Genomic DNA, 17,352 nt, shown 5'->3' on the forward strand with positions numbered 1-17,352 from the left:
CCTACGCGTCGATGTCGTCGAGGCGTGCGATGACGACCTCGAGCAGTCGGGCGAGTTCGCCGCGCTCGTCGTCGCTGAGGTCCTGCAGCACGTCGGACTCGACCACGTCGGAGCCCCGGATCGCGACGCTGAACAGCTGCCACCCCGCGTCGGTGAGGCTCACGTAGATGCGCGTGCGGTTCAGGGCGTCGGGGGTGCGTTCGACGAGTCCGCGTTCGGCGAGCTTGTCGAGCCGGTGGGTCATCGAGGAGGGGGCGACGTTCGTGAGCTCGGCGAGCTGGCTCGGGGTGAGCGCTTCGCCGGCCTTCGCGAGCGAGGTGACGACGGCCCATTCGCCGGCGGTCACCTCGAGGTCGACGAGCTGCCGGGCGTACCACTGGTCGAGCTTCTTGGTGAGGCCCTGCACCGCCGTGATGACGCGCTGCACCGACTCCTCGCCGCCCGCCTTGACGTAGGTGGCGACGGCGCGCCGGTGGAGCTCTTGAGCGCTCGGGGTGCGTTTGGCCATACGGGAATTCTCGCATGCCTCTTTCGGTTGCTAATATTTCGATATCGAAGACTTCGTATTCGAAGGGTGAGGGATGCCTCGCGGCCGACGCCGGCCGCGAGGCATCCCTCTGCTCGTCGAGACCTCGGGAGGAGGACACCATCATGCGCGCGAAACTGCTCATCCTGGCCAGTGCCATCGGCTCGCTCGGTTGGGGGGCGGTGCTTCCCTACCAGTACGCCTACGCGGCCGACACCCGCGGGTGGGGTCCGCTCATCGCCGCGGGCGCCTCGTCGCTGTTCTCGATCGGCGCGCTCGTCGCGGCGCCCCTCGCCGGGCGCCTCGCCGACCGGTTCGACCCCGTGAAGGTCGCCGTCATCGCGCAGCTGCTCGGCGCGGCGGGCGTCGCCTCGCTCATGTTCGTCGACGTGCCCGCGCTCTTCCTCGCCGGGATGCTCGTCTTCGGCCTCGGTCTCTCGGCGGCGGTGCCCGCGAAGCAGGTGCTCGCCCTCAACTGGTCGTCGAGCGACGACCGCCGCAAGGTGTTCGCCTACAAGTTCACCGGCGAGGCGCTCGGCATGGCGGCCGGCGCGTTCCTCGCGGGGCTCGTCGTCGACCTCGACCGCGCCGACGGACTCGACGTCGGATTCGCGATGGCGGCCGCGGGCTTCGTGATCTCCTCGGGGATCATCGCGCTCGCCGGTCGGCTGAACCTCGCGGGCGAGCTCGGCGGTGCGCGTGGCGTCGGCCGCGCGGCATCCGACCCGGTCTCGACCGCGACCGGAGCGCTCGGCGCCATCGACGCCGCCACCGGCGCGATCGCCGCCGTCGACCTCGACGGCGACGGGCACGCCGACGGTGCCGCACGCTCGCGCGGCGCCCTCCGCGTGATCTTCGCCCAGCCCGCCATGCGGTGGACGGCCGTCGTCACCATCACCCTCGCGCTCGGCTTCTACGCCCAGTTCGAGTCGGGCCTGCCCGCGTACGGCATCACCGTGCTCGACGTCGACCCCTCGGCGATCGGCCTCGCCGCCGCGATCAACTGCCTCGTCATCGTGGCGCTGCAGGTCATCGTCGTGAAGCTCACCGCGAAGCGCAGCGCGCCCGCGCTGCTCATGGCGGTCGGGTCGATCTGGGTCGTGTCGTGGCTCATCCTGTCGGCGGCGCAGTTCGCGCCCGGCATCGCGACGGCCATGTTCGTCATGACGTACGGCATCTTCGCCGTCGGCGAGACGATCTACAGCCCCGTGCTGAACCCGCTCACCGCGCAGCTCGCGCCGAAGGGCATGGTCGGGCAGACGCTCGGCACGATCGCCGCGCTCCAGACCGCGTTCTCGGCGGCCGGTCCGCTCGTCGCGGGCGTGCTGCTCGGCGCGGGGCTCACCGACGTGTTCCTCGGCATGCACCTCGTCGTGAGCGCGATCGCGGTGTTCGCGGCGTGGCGCATCAAGAAGGCGCTCGACCGCGAGCCCCTCGCCGTGGCCGCGTCGGAGGAAACGGCGGCTGCTTCCGCGCGCGACGAGCCGCCGACCACCCCGGTCGACCTCGTGCGCGCCTAGCGCCCGCCAGCGCTGCGCGCGTCGAGTGGGCAGATATGAACCCATGGCGCGCGGTGAAGGTACATCTCTGCCCACTCGATCGAGAGAGCTCGGGCAGAGACGACGGATGCCCCGGGGCGAACCCCGGGGCATCCGTGTCTGTGCTGACGGCGGCGACTACTCGCCGACGGTGACGAACTCGTCGAGCGCCTTGCGCTGACGCGGGGCGACCTCGCGCTCGCGAAGCACCTCGGGCAGGCGGTCGACGTCGCCGAGCGCGCCGATCGTGGTGATCGAGACGACCTCCTGCGACTCGGGCAGGCCGAAGGCCTCGGGGATGCCCTGTGCGTCGAATCCGCCCATCTGGTGGGTGTGCAGGCCCTCGTGCTGCGCCTGCACGGTGAGGTGCGCGACGGCCTGGCCGAGGTCGTAGCGGGCCCACGGGCGCTGGCGGCCCTCGTCGTCGACGGTCTCGGCGATGTTCACGATGAGCACCGCCGCCGAGTCGGCCCAGGCCTGGTTGAAGCCGGCCATGAGGTCGTGCAGCGTGGTGAAGGCGGCGGTGCCGCGGCGGGCGACGATGAAGCGCCACGGCTGCGAGTTGTTCGCAGAGGGGGCCCAGCGGGCGGCCTCGAGCACGGTGCGGAGCGTCTCGGTGGCGACGACCGCGTCGGGGTCGAAGGCGCGGGGGCTCCACCGGTCGGCGAGCGGGTCGATGAGGGGGGCTGCGGTGTCGGCCTTGCGCGAGGTGAGGTCGGTGACGAGGGTCATGGGTGGTGCTTCCTTGATCGAGTGATGTAGCCGGGTCTCCGTCGTCCCGAAGAATGCAAACGCATGGATGCTACGCCGCATTCCCCGAGTGTCCGCTGGGCGCCCCGGTCGGGGGGATCGGCTACGGCCGCGTTGCTGGCCCCCGTTCGCGGGGTATGACAGCATGGCCGAGCAAGTTCCATCAACGAGGAAGGAAGCTTCATGCTGAAGATGCGATCCATCGCAGCAGCCTCTGTGTTCGCGCTCGGGTTGACCGCGCTCGCCGCCGCTCCGGCCGGCGCAGCCACGGCCGACGACGACCGCGAATACGTCGTGCTCTTCGCCGAGGGCGTCTCGAGCGCCGACGCACGCGCCGCGGTCGAGGCCGCCGGCGGCACCGTCGTCGCCGAGAACGAGGCCGTCGGCGTCGCCACCGTCACCGCCGGGTCCGGCTTCGCCGCCGCGGCCGACGCGCAGGCGGCGATCGAGGGCACGGCCGAGAACCGCGTGATCGGCGATGTGCCCGAGTCCCGCGCGGCGAACGGCGAGGCGCGCAAGGCCGACGCCGTCGAGCAGGAGACCGTCGAGGCGGGTCTCGCCGACGGGCCGAGCACGGCGAACGCTGCGAAGGGCGCGAAGGGCGAGAAGGGCAAGAAGCACCGCCCGAACACCCCCGAGGCCGAGCCGCTCGCCGACCTCCAGTGGGACATGCAGCAGATCGACGCGACCGTCGACGGCTCGTACGCCCGCCAGCAGGGCTCGAAGGGCGTGCGCGTGGGCATCATCGACACCGGTGTCGACGGCAGCCACCCCGACATCGCCCCGAACTTCGACGCGGTGCTGAGCCGCAACTTCACGGTCGACATCCCGGTCGACGCGAACGGCGACGAGGTCGACGGTGCGTGCGCCGACGACCCCGACGGCTCCTGCGAGGACGCCGCCGACGTCGACGAGAACGGCCACGGCACCCACGTCGCGTCGACGATCGGTTCGCCGATCAACGGCCTCGGCATGGCGGGCGTCGCGCCGAACGTGACCCTCGTGAACCTGCGCGCCGGTCAGGACTCGGGCTACTTCTTCCTGCAGCCCTCGATCGACGCGCTCACCTACGCGGGCGACAACGGCATCGACGTCGTCAACATGAGCTACTACGTCGACCCGTGGCTCTTCAACTGCACCGACAACCCGGCCGACTCCGCTGCCGACCAGGAGGAGCAGCAGACGATCATCGCGGCGATGCAGCGTGCGCTCGACTACGCGCGCGGCAACGGCGTGACGCTCATCGCGGCGGCCGGCAACGAGGCGATCGACTACACGAAGGCCGTCACCGACTCGGGCAGCCCCGACTTCGCGAGCGTGCCCGGTGAGGCGGCCTACGTGCGCGACCTCGTCGACCCCGCTTCGTGCGTGTCGATGCCGGCCGAGGGCGACGGCGTGATCTCGGTCTCGAGCACGGGCATCTCGGAGCGCAAGGCGTACTACTCGAGCTACGGCAACGGGTACATCGACGTGGCGGCGCCCGGCGGCGACTCGTACGACACCCCGGCCGGCACGCGCGACGTCACGAAGACGATCCTCGCGGCCTACCCCGAGTCGCTCGCGATCGCGAACGGCCAGATCGACGAGAACGGCGAGCCGCTCGTCTCGAACATCGTCCGCAGCTGCGACGACGAGGGCACCTGCGGGTACTACCAGTTCATCCAGGGCACCTCGATGGCCTCGCCCCACGCTGCCGGTGTCGCGGCGCTCATCGTGAGCCAGTACGGCGCGAAGGACCCGCTGAAGGGCGGCCTCCGCATGAACCCGAACGCGGTCGAGAGCAAGCTGCTGAAGACGGCGGTCGACGAGTCGTGCCCCGTCCCGGCCGACTTCACCTACACCCGCAACCTGCCGAACGGGTCGGTCTCGACGGCGACCCACACGTGCGAGAGCGCGAAGAAGACCAACGGCTTCTACGGCTCGGGCATCGTGAACGCGATGGCGGCCATCGGCCGCTGATCGACGCCGGGCGCCGGTGACGGCGCGCACGGCGTAGGGCGCGGCATCCGTTCTTCTGGAACGGGTGCCGCGCCTTCGTCGTGTCGACGGTGCCTTCGTCGTGTCGCGGTGGTCGGATGCCACGGCGCCGCCCTCGTACGATGTGGTGGTGATCACCGTCGATGGCCAGGCCGCCCGAGTCCTCACCGCGTACACCGATCTGCTGGTCGAGCGGGGCATTCGCGGGGCGACCCTCGAGGCCGTCGCGAGCAGGGCGGGGCTGTCGAAGTCGGGGGCGCTGCACCACTTCTCCTCGGTGGGGGCGCTCCGCACGGCGTTGTTCGTCGAACTGCGGGCGCAGGCCCGCCGCGACGCCGACGAGTTGCGCGCCGAGCCCGAGACGGCGGTGCGCTACTACCTCGTCTCGTCGCTCGATCGTGAGAGCGAGCTCGAGCGGTTGATCGAGGCGGGGTACCGCATCGCGCAGACGGGTGACGAGGCGGCGCTCTCGGTGCTGCGGGCGTGCCGCGACGACTGGCTCGAGGCGCTCGTCGCGGCGACGGGCGACGAGTCGCTCGCGCGCATGGTGCTGTTCGTCGGCGACGGCATGAACCACAACGCGCTCATGAGCGCGCCGGGCGGCGACGAGGTGCTCGCGCCCGCCCAGGTGGAGCAGCTGATCGCCACGCTCGAGGGCCTGCGTTCGGGTGGCGCGAGCGCGTGACATCCGGCCGCTGACGCAGCGTTCGCTGCGTCCGTTTCGCTCGCCGACGAGGCAGACCGACTAGTCGGTCGGTGGGTTATGCTGTTCGCACCCCCCACCCCTCGATGACGAGCAGGCACAGTGAGCACCACCAGCACGGCCCCCGCCGGATCCCCCTCCGCCGCACGATCCGCCCCGACCGGCGGCACCCCCACCAAGGGCCTCGCCATCGGCAAGCTCGGGCTCTGGGGCTCGACCGTCATCGGCATCGCCTCGACGGCGCCGCTCTTCTCGCTCGCCGCGACGCTCGGCTACGTGATCATCGCGGTCGGCGCGCAGGCGCCCGTCGCGTTCATCCTCGCGTTCGTGCCGATGCTGTTCACCGCGTTCGCCTACCGCGAGCTCAACAACGACGTGCCCGACTGCGGCACCGTGTTCACGTGGGCGGCGAAGGCCTTCGGCCCGCGCACCGGCTGGATGGCCGGCTGGAGCATCGCCGTCGCCGGTGTGCTCGTCATGGCGAACCTCGCCGAGATCGCCTCCGTATATCTCCTCAGCCTGCTCGGCGACGGGGCGCTGGCTGAGAACCGCGCCATCGTCACCGCGTTCGGATGCGTCATCATCGCCCTCATGACGTGGGTGTCGCTGCGCGGCGTCGAGATCGGCGAGCGCATGCAGCAGGTGCTGCTCGCGATCCAGTACCTCGCGATGGCCGCGTTCGTGATCGGATGCCTCGTCGGCTACTTCTCGGGCAACGCCCCCGCTGCGACCCCGGTGTCGCTCGACTGGTTCAACCCGTTCCTCGCCGACGGCACCGGCATGGTGCAGGCGATCCTCCTCGCGCTGTTCATCTACTGGGGCTGGGACACCTGCCTCGCCCTCACCGAGGAGACGAAGGACCCGCGCCGCACCCCTGGACGCGCCGCCACCCTCACGACCGTGATCCTGCTCGTCACCTACGTCGGAATCACCGTCGTCGCGATGATGTTCGCCGGCCTCGGCGACACCGGCACCGGACTTGCGAACGAGACGAACGCCGACGACGTGTTCTCGGTGCTCGCCGGCATGGCGATGGGGCCGATGGGCTGGTTCCTCGTGATCGCGGTGGCGATCTCGGCGCTCTCCTCCTCGCAGACGACGATCCTGCCGACCGCGCGAGGCACCTTCGCCATGGGCGTCTACCAGGCCCTGCCCGCCCGCTTCGCGAAGGTGAGCGAGGCGTCGAAGACGCCGACGTTCTCGACGACGCTCGTCGGTGTGATCGCGATCGTCTACTACGCGGGCATGAATCTCGTGTCGACCGACGTGCTCGCCGACTCGCTGCTCTCGATGGGCCTCGCCATCGCGTTCTTCTACGCCATCGCCAGCTTCGCGTGCGTCTGGTACTTCCGCCGCACCCTCTTCGCCAGCCGGCGGAACGTGTTCTACCGTCTCGTCTTCCCGCTCCTCGGCGGCGTGTTCATGGCGTGGGCGTTCGTGCAGTCGGCGATCGACATGCTGAACCCCGAGTACGGCTACTCGCAGGTCGCGGGGGTCGGCGGGGCGTTCATCGTGGGTATCGGCTCGCTGCTGCTCGGCGTCGTGCTCATGTTCGTGTGGGCGCTGTTCCCGGCGTCGCACGACTACTTCCAGAAGCGTTCGCTCAACCGCGACACCGAAGTGCTCGCCCCGGAATGAGGTCTGAGATGCCCGACACGTTCGACACCGTCATCGTCGGAGCCGGCGTCGCCGGCCTGACCGCCGCCCGGCTGCTGCACGACGCCGGCCGCCGCGTCGTCGTGCTCGAGGCACGCGACCGCGTCGGCGGCCGCACCTGGACGGACCGCACCGCGGGGTTCAGCGTCGACCGCGGCGCCTCGTGGATCCACGGGCTCACCGGCAACCCGCTCACCGAGCTCGTCGAGGCCTTCGGCATGGCGACCGCGGAGTTCACCGTCGGCAGCTACCAGGCCGGCGGGCGCCCGATCGCGAACTACGACGAGGCGCAGCGCGAACTCGACGCGGAGGCGACCGCGGCGTGGCTCGCCGACGCCGACGCGGTCGGCGATCGCCTCGCGGCGGCGGCCGACGCCTCGGAGGCGGGTGAGAGCTATGCCGACGTCGTCGAGCGGGTGCTCGACGAGCTCGGGTGGAGCGGTGAGCGCGCGGCTCGGGCTCGGGCGTTCCACCGGCACCGCACCGAGGAGCAGTGCGGCGCCGACAACGCCGAGGTCGACGCGCACGGGCTCGACGAAGACGCCATCGACGGCGACGAGGTCGTCTTCCCGGGCGGCTACGACGTGCTCGCGACGTCGCTCGCGCAGGGCCTCGACGTCCGGCTCGGGCGCACGGTCACCTCGTTGACGTGGTCGGAGTCGGGGGTGCGGGTCAGCACCGCGACCGGGGCGTTCGACGCCCGCCAGGTCGTCGTCACCGTGCCCCTCGGCGTGCTCAAGGCCGGGGCGATCGACTTCGACCCGGCGCTGCCCGAGGCAGTGGCCGGGGCCATCGACCGCGTCGGCATGGGCACCTTCGACAAGGTGTTCCTGCAGTTCCCCGAGCGCTTCTGGCAGGACGGCGCCTACGCGATCCGGCAGCTCGGCGCCGACGGCGTGCCCTGGCACTCGTGGTACGACGTGTCCGCCGTGAGCGGCACCCCGATGCTGCTGACCTTCGCGGGCGGCGAGTGGGCGCGGCGGATCGAGGAGATGGCCGACGAGGAGATCGTCGCCTCGGTGCTCGAGGGGCTCCGGCGCCTCTACGGCGACGCGGTGCCCGAGCCGACCGGCCACTGGATCACCCGCTGGGGCTCCGACCCGTTCGCCCTCGGCTCGTACTCCTACGTCGCCCGCGGAGCCACGTACGACGACCACGACGTGATGGCCACCCCGGTCGGCGGCGTGCTGCACCTCGCCGGCGAGGCGACCTGGGGCGACTGCCCGGCGACGGTGAACGGGGCGCTCCTCTCGGGGCACCGCGCGGCCGAGCGCATCCTCGGTCGGGCCGTCCCACTCCGATCGCTGACCGAGTAGCCGGCCCGCTCACCGGGTTTCGAGACGCGTCGCCGCTGCGCGTCGGCGCTCCTCAACCATCGGGACTCCCGCTGGTCGAGGAGCGCGCGACGAAGGAGCACGCGTCTCGAGACCGCCGCTGCGCGTCGGCGCTCCTCAACCACCGGAACTCCCGCTGGTCGAGGAGCGCGCGACGAAGGAGCACGCGTCTCGAGACCTCGTGACCTGGTCTCGAGACGCGACCGACGGGGCCTCAGGCCCCCGCGAGCTCCTCGCGGATGCCCGCGACGAACGCGTCGATGTCGGCTTCGCTCGTGTCGAATCCGCACATCCAGCGCACCTCGCCGCGGGCGGCGTCCCAGTCGTAGAAGCGGAACCCGCGGTCGCGCAGCTTGTCGGCGACGCCCTGCGGCAGGGTCGCGAAGACGCCGTTCGACTGCGTCTCCTGCGAGAAGCCGAGGCCCGGCAGCTCGCCGGCCGCGATGCCCGCGTCGAGCGCGCCGCGCAGGCGCGACGCCATCGCGTTCGCGTGCGTCGCGTTGCGGAGCCACAGGTCGCCCTCGTACAGCGCGATGAGCTGCGCCGACACGAAGCGCATCTTCGAGGCGAGCTGCATGTTGAGCTTGCGCAGGTACTTCAGCCCCTCGGATGCCTCGGGGTTCAGCACCACGATCGCCTCGGCGCCGAGGCATCCGTTCTTGGTGCCGCCGACGCTGAGCACGTCGACGCCCGCGTCGCGGGTGAACGCGCGGAGCGGCACGCCGAGCGAGGCGCCCGCGTTCGAGAGGCGCGCGCCGTCCATGTGGAGTTTCATGCCGAGCGAGTGGGCGTGCTCGGCGATCGCGCGCACCTCGTCGACGGTGTACGCGGTGCCGAGCTCGCTCGTCTGCGTGATCGACACGACGAGCGGCTGCGCGCGGTGCTCGTCGCCCCAGCCCCACGCCTCTTCGTCGATGAGCTCGGGGGTGAGCTTGCCGTCGGGAGCGGTGACCGTGAGCAGCTTGATGCCGCCGACGCGCTCGGGCGCGCCGCCCTCGTCGGAGTTGATGTGGGCCGTCTTCGCCGACACGACCGCACCCCAGCGCGGCAGCATCGACTGGAGCGCCGTCACATTCGCGCCCGTGCCGTTGAACACCGGGAAGGCCTCGATGCCCTCGCCGAAGTGGCCCGCGAACACCTGCTGCAGGCGCTCGGTGTAGACGTCTTCGCCGTACGCCACCTGGTGGCCGTCGTTGGCGGTGGCGATGGCGGCGAGGATCTCGGGGTGCACGCCCGAGTAGTTGTCGGAGGCGAAGCCGCGGAAGGTCGTGTCGTGGAGCGGTGAGTTCACCGAACCATCCTCGCATCCGCGGGCGGGCGGGCATCGTGACGCAGTGCGCACGGATCCGGCGCATTCGCGCCATGGACGCACGTCTGGCGCGCGAAGCGGGCGGATGCCTCGGAGCCCCCACCCCGTGGCATCCGCCCGCAGTCTGCATCGCAGGCGCGGGTCGCTACCCGCGCAGCGCCTCCCGGAGGGGGACTCGCGAGCCGGTCTTCAGCAGCGAGTTGCGGTAGAGCCGCTCGCCGACGACGACGGCGACGACCGTCGTCACGACGAGGATCGCGAGCGAGAGGATCGGCTCCCACCACTCGGCCTGGCCGAGGAACACCCGCACCGGCATGGCGACGGGTGCCGAGAACGGCACGTAGCTCATGATCGCGAGGATTGCCGGGTCGCTGAAGAAGAGCACGATGGCGATGTACGGGATCATCACGAGCATCATCACGGGCGAGGTGACCGAGCCGATGTCCTCCGAGCGCGACACCATCGCGGCGGTGCCGGCGTAGAGCGCGGCGAGCATCACGAAGCCGATCGCGAAGAACACGACGAACCACACGACCGAGCTGCCGAGCCCCCCGAGCAGCACCTTCTGCCCGGTGACCATGAGGCCGATGATCGCGAGCCCTGCGATGGCGACGATCTGCCCGAACGCGAGCACGCTGTTGCCGATGATCTTGCCGGTGAGCAGCGCCCGAGCCGACACCGTCGACAGCAGGATCTCGACGACCCGCGTCTGCTTCTCCTCGACGACGGACTGCGCGATCGTCGTGCCGAAGGTGATCGCCGACATGAAGAACACGATGCCGAAGCCGAACGCGATGAGATAGGCGAGTGTCGGGTCGACGGGTGCGGGTTCGAGCAGTTCGACGCTCGGGGTGACGGCGAGGGCCTGCAGCACGCCGCCGGGCGGCTGGTCGAGGCCGGTCACGGTGATGCCCAGGGGGTCGGATGCCTCGGGGCTGATCACCGCTTCGACCTCGCCGTCGCGCAGCAGCTGCTCGCCGGCAGCCTGGTCGGCGACCGGCACCGGGTCGAGCGCGGGGTTGCCCTCGACGGCGGACGCCGCGGCGCCGACGACGGCGACCTTCGACGGCTCCGACTGCCCGCCGAAGAGCCCTCCGAGCACGACCGAGGCGAGCACCGCGAGCATGAGGATGCCCGTGGAGATGAGGAACGCCTTGCTGCGCAGGCGCATCGTGATCTCGCGGCCCGCGACGAGCGAGACGCTGTCGACGAAGCTGGGCGCGGGCGGCTGGTCTCGAGACGCGTCGCCGCTTCGCGTCGGCGCTCCTCGACCACCGGTGGCGACGTGGTTCGCGCTCATCGCACGACCTCCTTGAAGATCTGGGCGAGCGTGGTGTGCTCGCGGGTGAAGCTCACGACCTCGCCGCGGGTGACGGCCTCGGCGAGCACGGCCTGCCTCGCGGCATCCGATTCGGCTTCGAAGACGGCCCAGCCGCCGTCGAACTCGACGACCTCGATGCCGGCGAACCCGCGCAACCAGCCGGCGTCGCCGGTGGTGAGCAGTTCCCATCGCTCGGAGCCGTGCTCGGCGCGGAGCGCGTCGCGCGCGCCCGACGCGGCGATCCGGCCGCCCGCGATGATGACGAGGTCGTCGCAGAGGCGTTCGACGATGTCGAGCTGGTGCGAGGAGAAGAGCACCGGCACTCCGCCGGCCGCGGCGTCCGCGAGGACGGCCTGCACGGTCTCGACGGCCATCGGGTCGAGGCCCGAGAACGGTTCGTCGAGCACGAGCATCTCGGGGCGGTGCACGAGTGCCGCGGCGATCTGCGCGCGCTGCTGGTTGCCGAGCGAGAGCGACTCGATGGTGTCGTCGAAGCGTTCGCCGAGCCCGAGTCGTTCGAGCAGTTCGCTCGCGTTCGCACGGGCCGCCGCGGGCGCCCAGCCGTGGAGGCGGGCGAGGTAGACCGTCTGCTCGAGCACCTTCATCTTCGGGTAGAGGCCCCGCTCCTCGGGCATGTAGCCGAAGCGCCGCCGGTCGGCCGCGGTGAGCGGGTGGCCGTCGAGCGACACCCGGCCGCCGTCGGCGGCGAGCACCCCGAGGATGATCCGCATCGTCGTCGTCTTGCCGGCGCCGTTGCCGCCGACGAAGCCGGTGAGCCGGCCGTCGCCGACCGTGAATGAGACCGAGTCGAGCGCGAGGCGGTCCCCGTAGCGCTTGGTCACGTCGTTGAGTTCGAGCATGTTCTCAACGTACGGATGCCGCGTGGCCGCCGTCATCCGCCGTGCGACGGGTTCGCGGACTCCGCCGTGCGGGGGAGGCGCGGTGGCGGCGCCGCCCGATTGCCTCTGGTGCAGGCCGCGCGCCCGGTGGTAGAACCATCACCATGGGGGACACGGTGAAGGTGAAGACTGTGCAACGCTCGGCGCTCGGCGCACTCATCGCCACCAGCGTCTCGGCGCTCGTGGTGAACGCGAACACGTCGGCGGTCGCGATCCTGATCCCGGTGATCTCCGAAGACACGGGCATGTCGACGGACACGCTGCAGTGGGCGGTCACCGGGTACTCGCTCGTCGCGGCGGCCGTCATCATCACCGCGGGCGTGCTCGGCGACATCTTCGGCCGCCGACTGATCTTCGTGATCGGCCTGCTCGTGTTCATCGCCTCGTGCGTGCTCATCGCGCTCGCCGAGGGCGGGATGGGGGTGATCCTCGGCCGGTGCATCCAGGGAGCCGCGGGTGCGACGATCCTCGCCTGCGGCATGAGCCTGCTCTCGGCGGCGAACACCGGCAAGGCGCAGCTCCGCGCGGTGACGCTGTGGGGCGCGGCGTCGGCCGTCGGCGCGGCGGCGGGACCGCTCGTCGGCGGGCTGCTGGCCACGACGCTCGGCTGGCAGGGGCTCTTCTGGATCGACGCTGCCATCGCCGCAGCGTGCGTGCCGGTGACGTTGCTCGCGGTCGCCGAGTCGAACGACCCGAGCCGGCCGCGGTCGGTCGACCTCGTCGGCACCGTGCTCATCGCGCTCATCCTCGCGCCGCTCATCTACGGGCTCACCAACGGCAGCGCGTGGGGCTGGGGCTCCCTTCCCACGCTCGGATGCTTCGCGGTCAGCGTGCTGGCGACCGTCGCCTTCATCTTCGTCGAGCGCCGGGTGAAGGCCCCCCTGCTCGACCTCGACCTGCTGCGCAACAAACTGCTCGTGGGGTCGACGCTGTCGATCCTGCTCGGTGCGGGCACGATCAACGGCATCATGTACGTCGTCAGCCTGTACTTCCAGGACCCGTCGGCACTCGCGATGGACTCGTTCCAGGCCGGTCTCGCGACCCTGCCGATCGCCGCGTCGATGGTCGTGATGTCGCCGCTCATCACCCCGATCGTCGGCAGGATCGGCGCGCGCACGACGGTCGCGCTCGGGTTCGTCATCATGTCGGTGTCGTTCGCGGCGCTCGCCTTCGTGCAGGACTCGTGGGGGTACGCGCTCTTCGTGCTGCCGCTCGCGGGCGTGGCCATCGGCATGGCCCTCCAGAACGGGCCGTGCTCCTCGCTGTCGACGGCGTCGGTCGAGCCGGGCGAGGTCGGCGCCGCCTCGGGCATCTCGAACATGGCGCGCTACGTGGGCGCCGCCGTGATGACCGCGATCGTCGCCTCGGTGTACGGCTCGGTCACCGCGACCCGCGTCGCGGCCGGGGCATCCGAGGGGGAGGCGCTCGCCGAGGCCTTCTCGTGGTCGGCGATCTCGATGGGCATCTGGTGCGTGCTCGGCATCGCGCTCGCCCTGCTCGTGGCCCGCAACATCACGCGGAAGCCGGCCTCGTTCGAGGCAGCGTCGGTCGCGGCGTCGACGGCGCACACGCTGACCCCGCCCGCACTCGTCCGCGCCGGCGCGAGCTCGGCGGTCGAGTAGCGACGAAGGAGCGTATCGAGACCCCCTCGCCGGGCCTCGAGACGCGTCCGATTGCGTCGGGCGCTCCTCGACCACCGGGGACGGCCGGGGGCTACCGGATGTCGGCGGCCCGGCCTACCCTCGCAGGGTGACCGAGACGACCGGCATGCGCACGTTCCTCCACGTGCTCGCGAACACCATGATCGCGAACGTGACCACGAGCTTCCTGTGGTTCGCGCTCACGTTCTGGGTGTACCTCGAGACGCGGTCGGTGCTCGCGACGGGCATCATCGGCGGCGCGTACATGCTGCTCATCGCCCTCTTCGGCATGGTGTTCGGCACCCTCGTCGACCGTCACCGCAAGCACCGGGTCATGGTGCTGTCGAGCATCGTCACGCTCGCCGCGTTCAGCGTCGCGGGCGTCGTCTACCTGCTGCAGCCCGAGTCGGCCCTCGTCGACCTCGGCAGCCCGTGGTTCTGGGTGTTCTCGGCCGTCATCCTCTTCGGCGCGGTCGTCGAGAACCTGCGAAACATCGCCCTCTCGACCACGGTCACCCTGATCGTGCCCGAAGAGCGGCACGCGAACGCGAACGGCATGGTCGGCACCGTGCAGGGGCTCGCGTTCATGGTGACGAGCGTGTTCAGCGGTCTCGCGATCGGGCTCGTCGGCATGGGGTGGACCCTGGTGATCGCGATCGCCCTCACGCTCGTCGCACTCCTGCACCTCCTGACGGTGCGCATCCCCGAAGCGAAACCCGTCGTCGACGACGACCGACCGCCGGTCATCGACCTGCGCGGCAGCATCACCGCGGTGCGCGCCGCGCCCGGGCTCTTCGCCCTTATCATCTTCTCGACGTTCAACAACCTCATCGGCGGCGTCTACATGGCCCTGATGGACCCGTACGGTCTCGAGCTCTTCCCCGTCGAGATCTGGGGCATCGTGCTCGGGGTGACGGCGACGGGCTTCATCATCGGCGGGCTCGCCGTCGCGAAGTGGGGTCTCGGCGAGAACCCCATCCGCACGATGCTGCTCGTCGTCGTCGGCATGGGGCTGCTCGGCGCACTGTTCACGATCCGCGACTGGTGGCTGCTCTACGCGCTCGGCATCTGGGCGTACATGTGCCTCATCCCTGTGGTCGAGGCGGCCGAGCAGACGGTCATCCAGAAGGTCGTGCCGTTCCGCACGCAGGGGCGCGTGTTCGGGTTCGCGCAGGCGTTCGAGGCGGCGGCCGCGCCGATCACCGCGTTCCTGATCGCACCGATCGCCGAGTTCATGATCATCCCCTACATGGAGTCGCCCGCCGGGCAGGAGGCGTGGGGCTGGCTGCTCGGCGACGGCGAGGCGCGCGGCATCGCCCTCGTGTTCCTCGTGGCGGGGCTCGTCATGGTCGTGCTCGCGCTCCTCGCGTTCACGACCCGTTCGTACCGCATGCTGTCGACCGAGTTCCGCGAGGGGCTGCCGGGCGACGGCTCGGGCGCCGATGCCGACGCCTCGGCGCCGGGCCGGGCTCCGGTGGCCGAGTAGCGCGCGAAGTTTCGATCCACATCGAAACTCTTTGGGTTGCGCGACCTGCCCGCCACTGTGGGACTCGCGACCGGGCACCCGGTTCGTGAACCGACGACCGGAAGGACCCCGCCGTGGCCGTACGCGCCGACCTGAACATCTCCCTCGACGGCTACGCCTCGACGACCGATCAGACCCCCGAGAATCCGATGGGCGACGACTGGTTCCGGCTCACCGGTGCCTACGCGGCCACGCGCACATTCCGCGAGCGGGTGCTCGGTGATGCCTCGGGTGCCGGCACCACAGGCGTCGACGACGCCTACGCCCGGGCGTACTTCGAGGGCGTCGGTGCCGAGATCATGGGCGCAGGCATGTTCGGGCTCCACCTCAACGCAGGCGACCCCGACTGGCGGGGGTGGTGGGGCGATGAGCCGCCGTTCCGCGTTCCCGTCTTCGTGCTCACGCATGCGCCGCGTCCGTCGATCGAGATGGCGGGCGGCACGACCTTCCATTTCCGCGACCTCTCGCCCGAGGCGGCGCTTGCCGAGGCGACCGCGGCGGCGAATGGCGGCGACGTGCGCATCGGCGGCGGAGTGCGCACGGTCCGCTCCTTCCTGGCGGCCGGTTTGGTCGATCGGCTCCACGTCGCGATCACGCCGATCCTGCTGGGCCGCGGGCAGAACCTGTGGGAGGAGCTGCGCGGACTCGAGTCGCAGTACACGGTCGCGAGCGAGACGGCCGAGAGCGGCGTCATCCACGTCACGTTCGCGCGCTGACGACGCCGCGGCCCGCGCACCGGTCGACGTCGTCGGCCGTCAGGAGAAGTTGTAGCGCAGGCTCACGACCCCGCCGGGGCGCGAGGCGACCTTCTCGAGTCGGAGGCCGCGGTCGGCGAGCTCGCCCGGAGTGAACGAGCGGCCCTCGCCGAGCAGTACCGGAACCAGGCGGAGGTGCAGTTCGTCGACGAGCCCCGCCGCGAACAACGCATCGGTCAGCGTCAGGCTGCCCCAGACGATGATCGTGTCGAAGCGCTGCTTCAGGGCGGCGGTCTGCTCGGCGCCGTCGCCGGTGAGGATCTCGACGCGGTCGGCCTCGCCCCACGGGGCCTCCGCGAGGGTGTTCGACACGACGAACTTCGGCAGCCGGTCGATGAGTTCGGCCACCTGCTCGACGGCCGGGTCGACGCCCGGCCAGTAGTCGGCGAACATGCGGTACGTCGTGGTGCCGAAGAGGATCGCGTCGGCCTGCGAGACGTAGGCGAGCTGCTGGGCGTCGTTGAGCTGGACGGCGCCGTCCTCGCCGGTCTGCACGAGCGCGTCGAAGAAGTCGAGGCCGCCCTCGCGGTCGGCGGCGTAGCCGTCGGCCGTCACCACCTGCTCGACGATGAGCCGGCCCATCAGCCGACCTCGTCGGCGGCACCCAGGTGTTCGGCGAGCACGTCGAAGGCGGAGTCCCATCCGTCGTAGACGTTCTCGTCACCGGGGGCGCCCGCGATGCCGAGCACGTGGAACAGCATCTCGGTGCGGCCGCCCGCGAGCTCCCGCAGGGCCACCGTGATGACGGGTGCGTCGTCGTCGTCATCGCCGGGCGAGCCCCACGTCATGACGAGGCGCTCGGGTTCGCGGAGCTCTCGGAAGAGGCCTGCCGTCGGGTACTCGGTGCCGTCGGGGGCCACCATCGTGTAGCGGTACCGCCCGCCCTCACGGGCGTCGAGGTCGACGCTGCCGGGCTTGATCTCGACGCCGCGCGGGTGCCACCAGGCGGCGGCGTCGGCCTGCTCGGTCCACGCCCGCCAGACGAGCTCGCGCGGGGCGTCGAAGATGCGGGTGATGGTGAACTGCGGTGCGCGGCTCGTCGCCCCGGCTTCCGGCGTCGAGGCCGTCTGGTGCTCGGTCATTTCGGACCCTCCTTCATGGTGCGGAGGTGCTCGGCGAGCAGGTCGAAGCGTTCGTTCCACTCGCGGCGGTGGAGCTCGACCCAGGCGGATGCCTCGTCGAGGGGTTCGGTGCGCAGTGTGCAGGTTCGCCACTGCGCGGTCGCCGTGCGCTCGATCAGCCCGGCCCGCTCGAGCACCCCGAGGTGCTGCGAGATCGCGGGGCGGCTCATGGCGAAGGGCTCGGCGAGTTCGCCGACGGTCGCGGGCCCGACCCGGAGGCGCGAGAGCATCGCGCGGCGGGTCGGATCGGCGAGCGCCTGGAACACCGCGCTGAGCTCGTCCTGCGCTCCACCCAAAT

At 71.0% G+C, this 17,352-nt stretch carries 16 protein-coding genes; 8 read left to right on the forward strand and 8 right to left on the reverse strand.

Features of this window, described 5'->3' with window-relative positions:
* Position 1: 1 nt before the first annotated feature.
* Positions 2-508: a MarR family winged helix-turn-helix transcriptional regulator gene (locus ACFVTX_RS11060; RefSeq protein WP_386899985.1), complete on the reverse strand. Its 507-nt coding sequence runs from the start codon at positions 506-508 to the stop codon at positions 2-4.
* Positions 509-651: 143 nt separating this feature from the next.
* Here ACFVTX_RS11060 and ACFVTX_RS11065 point away from each other — a divergent pair, with 143 nt between their 5' ends.
* On the forward strand, positions 652-2,046 hold the full coding sequence (locus ACFVTX_RS11065) for an MFS transporter (protein ID WP_386899988.1): 1,395 nt from the start codon (positions 652-654) through the stop codon (positions 2,044-2,046).
* A gap of 156 nt (positions 2,047-2,202) precedes the next feature.
* On the opposite strand, the gene ACFVTX_RS11070 is transcribed toward ACFVTX_RS11065, so the two are convergent.
* Positions 2,203-2,796, reverse strand: a complete 594-nt coding sequence (locus ACFVTX_RS11070) for a nitroreductase family protein (protein WP_386899990.1) — start codon at positions 2,794-2,796, stop codon at positions 2,203-2,205.
* Between the two features lie 201 nt (positions 2,797-2,997).
* Here ACFVTX_RS11070 and ACFVTX_RS11075 point away from each other — a divergent pair, with 201 nt between their 5' ends.
* The 4 genes from ACFVTX_RS11075 to ACFVTX_RS11090 all read left to right on the forward strand — a co-directional run bounded on the left by ACFVTX_RS11075 (position 2,998) and on the right by ACFVTX_RS11090 (position 8,466).
* On the forward strand, positions 2,998-4,773 hold the full coding sequence (locus ACFVTX_RS11075) for a S8 family serine peptidase (protein ID WP_386899993.1): 1,776 nt from the start codon (positions 2,998-3,000) through the stop codon (positions 4,771-4,773).
* 148 nt (positions 4,774-4,921) lie between these two features.
* Positions 4,922-5,476 (forward strand): TetR/AcrR family transcriptional regulator, encoded by a 555-nt coding sequence (locus tag ACFVTX_RS11080; RefSeq protein ID WP_386899995.1) that lies wholly within the window; start codon positions 4,922-4,924, stop codon positions 5,474-5,476.
* Positions 5,477-5,683: 207 nt separating this feature from the next.
* A complete protein-coding gene (locus tag ACFVTX_RS11085; RefSeq protein ID WP_386900401.1) occupies positions 5,684-7,132 on the forward strand; it encodes an APC family permease in 1,449 nt (482 codons plus the stop codon).
* Positions 7,133-7,140: 8 nt separating this feature from the next.
* Entirely contained in the window at positions 7,141-8,466 is a 1,326-nt protein-coding gene (locus tag ACFVTX_RS11090; protein ID WP_386899997.1) for a flavin monoamine oxidase family protein, read from the forward strand.
* A gap of 232 nt (positions 8,467-8,698) precedes the next feature.
* Here ACFVTX_RS11090 and ACFVTX_RS11095 read toward each other — a convergent pair whose 3' ends face one another.
* The 3 genes from ACFVTX_RS11095 to ACFVTX_RS11105 form a co-directional block, all read right to left on the reverse strand.
* Positions 8,699-9,775, reverse strand: coding sequence for a threonine aldolase family protein (locus ACFVTX_RS11095; protein ID WP_386899999.1), 1,077 nt, complete (start codon positions 9,773-9,775; stop codon positions 8,699-8,701).
* 163 nt (positions 9,776-9,938) lie between these two features.
* Positions 9,939-11,093, reverse strand: a complete 1,155-nt coding sequence (locus ACFVTX_RS11100) for an ABC transporter permease (protein ID WP_386900001.1) — start codon at positions 11,091-11,093, stop codon at positions 9,939-9,941.
* The gene (locus ACFVTX_RS11105) at positions 11,090-11,974 is read right to left on the reverse strand and encodes an ABC transporter ATP-binding protein (RefSeq protein ID WP_386900003.1); all 885 of its coding nucleotides are present in this window, start codon (positions 11,972-11,974) and stop codon (positions 11,090-11,092) included. The genes ACFVTX_RS11100 and ACFVTX_RS11105 overlap by 4 nt, the downstream gene beginning before the upstream one ends.
* 143 nt (positions 11,975-12,117) lie before the next feature.
* Between ACFVTX_RS11105 and ACFVTX_RS11110 the strand changes: the two genes are divergently transcribed.
* The 3 genes from ACFVTX_RS11110 to ACFVTX_RS11120 all read left to right on the forward strand — a co-directional run bounded on the left by ACFVTX_RS11110 (position 12,118) and on the right by ACFVTX_RS11120 (position 15,894).
* Positions 12,118-13,635 carry an MFS transporter gene (locus ACFVTX_RS11110; protein ID WP_386900005.1) on the forward strand — a complete coding sequence of 506 codons (1,518 nt, stop codon included), beginning with the start codon at positions 12,118-12,120 and terminating at the stop codon, positions 13,633-13,635.
* A 145-nt stretch (positions 13,636-13,780) separates the two neighbouring features.
* Positions 13,781-15,139 carry an MFS transporter gene (locus tag ACFVTX_RS11115; RefSeq protein WP_386900403.1) on the forward strand — a complete coding sequence of 453 codons (1,359 nt, stop codon included), beginning with the start codon at positions 13,781-13,783 and terminating at the stop codon, positions 15,137-15,139.
* A 113-nt stretch (positions 15,140-15,252) separates the two neighbouring features.
* Positions 15,253-15,894, forward strand: a complete 642-nt coding sequence (locus ACFVTX_RS11120) for a dihydrofolate reductase family protein (RefSeq protein WP_386900007.1) — start codon at positions 15,253-15,255, stop codon at positions 15,892-15,894.
* A 39-nt stretch (positions 15,895-15,933) separates the two neighbouring features.
* Here the strand turns inward: ACFVTX_RS11120 and ACFVTX_RS11125 are convergent, their stop codons facing one another.
* The 3 genes from ACFVTX_RS11125 to ACFVTX_RS11135 are packed head-to-tail and all read right to left on the reverse strand — an operon-like array spanning position 15,934 to position 17,350.
* Complete coding sequence (locus ACFVTX_RS11125; RefSeq protein WP_386900009.1) at positions 15,934-16,515, reverse strand: dihydrofolate reductase family protein; 582 nt, start codon at positions 16,513-16,515, stop codon at positions 15,934-15,936.
* Complete coding sequence (locus tag ACFVTX_RS11130; RefSeq protein ID WP_386900011.1) at positions 16,515-17,015, reverse strand: SRPBCC domain-containing protein; 501 nt, start codon at positions 17,013-17,015, stop codon at positions 16,515-16,517. The genes ACFVTX_RS11125 and ACFVTX_RS11130 overlap by 1 nt, the downstream gene beginning before the upstream one ends.
* Entirely contained in the window at positions 17,012-17,350 is a 339-nt protein-coding gene (locus ACFVTX_RS11135; protein ID WP_376943033.1) for an ArsR/SmtB family transcription factor, read from the reverse strand. Before ACFVTX_RS11135 ends, ACFVTX_RS11130 begins: the two co-directional genes overlap by 4 nt.
* Positions 17,351-17,352 lie beyond the last annotated feature (2 nt).

The sequence above is a fragment of the Agromyces sp. NPDC058136 genome, assembly GCF_042884375.1.
Classification (GTDB): domain Bacteria; phylum Actinomycetota; class Actinomycetes; order Actinomycetales; family Microbacteriaceae; genus Agromyces.

What these genes read in the sequence shown, in the direction of transcription:
- ACFVTX_RS11060 (WP_386899985.1), bottom strand. Translation starts at nt 508, where the DNA reads ATGGCCAAACGCACCCCGAGCGCTCAAGAGCTCCACCGGCGCGCCGTC.
- ACFVTX_RS11065 (WP_386899988.1), top strand. Translation starts at nt 652, where the DNA reads ATGCGCGCGAAACTGCTCATCCTGGCCAGTGCCATCGGCTCGCTCGGT.
- ACFVTX_RS11070 (WP_386899990.1), bottom strand. Translation starts at nt 2,796, where the DNA reads ATGACCCTCGTCACCGACCTCACCTCGCGCAAGGCCGACACCGCAGCC.
- ACFVTX_RS11075 (WP_386899993.1), top strand. Translation starts at nt 2,998, where the DNA reads ATGCTGAAGATGCGATCCATCGCAGCAGCCTCTGTGTTCGCGCTCGGG.
- ACFVTX_RS11090 (WP_386899997.1), top strand. Translation starts at nt 7,141, where the DNA reads ATGCCCGACACGTTCGACACCGTCATCGTCGGAGCCGGCGTCGCCGGC.
- ACFVTX_RS11100 (WP_386900001.1), bottom strand. Translation starts at nt 11,093, where the DNA reads ATGAGCGCGAACCACGTCGCCACCGGTGGTCGAGGAGCGCCGACGCGA.
- ACFVTX_RS11105 (WP_386900003.1), bottom strand. Translation starts at nt 11,974, where the DNA reads ATGCTCGAACTCAACGACGTGACCAAGCGCTACGGGGACCGCCTCGCG.
- ACFVTX_RS11110 (WP_386900005.1), top strand. Translation starts at nt 12,118, where the DNA reads ATGGGGGACACGGTGAAGGTGAAGACTGTGCAACGCTCGGCGCTCGGC.
- ACFVTX_RS11115 (WP_386900403.1), top strand. Translation starts at nt 13,781, where the DNA reads ATGCGCACGTTCCTCCACGTGCTCGCGAACACCATGATCGCGAACGTG.
- ACFVTX_RS11125 (WP_386900009.1), bottom strand. Translation starts at nt 16,515, where the DNA reads ATGGGCCGGCTCATCGTCGAGCAGGTGGTGACGGCCGACGGCTACGCC.
- ACFVTX_RS11130 (WP_386900011.1), bottom strand. Translation starts at nt 17,015, where the DNA reads ATGACCGAGCACCAGACGGCCTCGACGCCGGAAGCCGGGGCGACGAGC.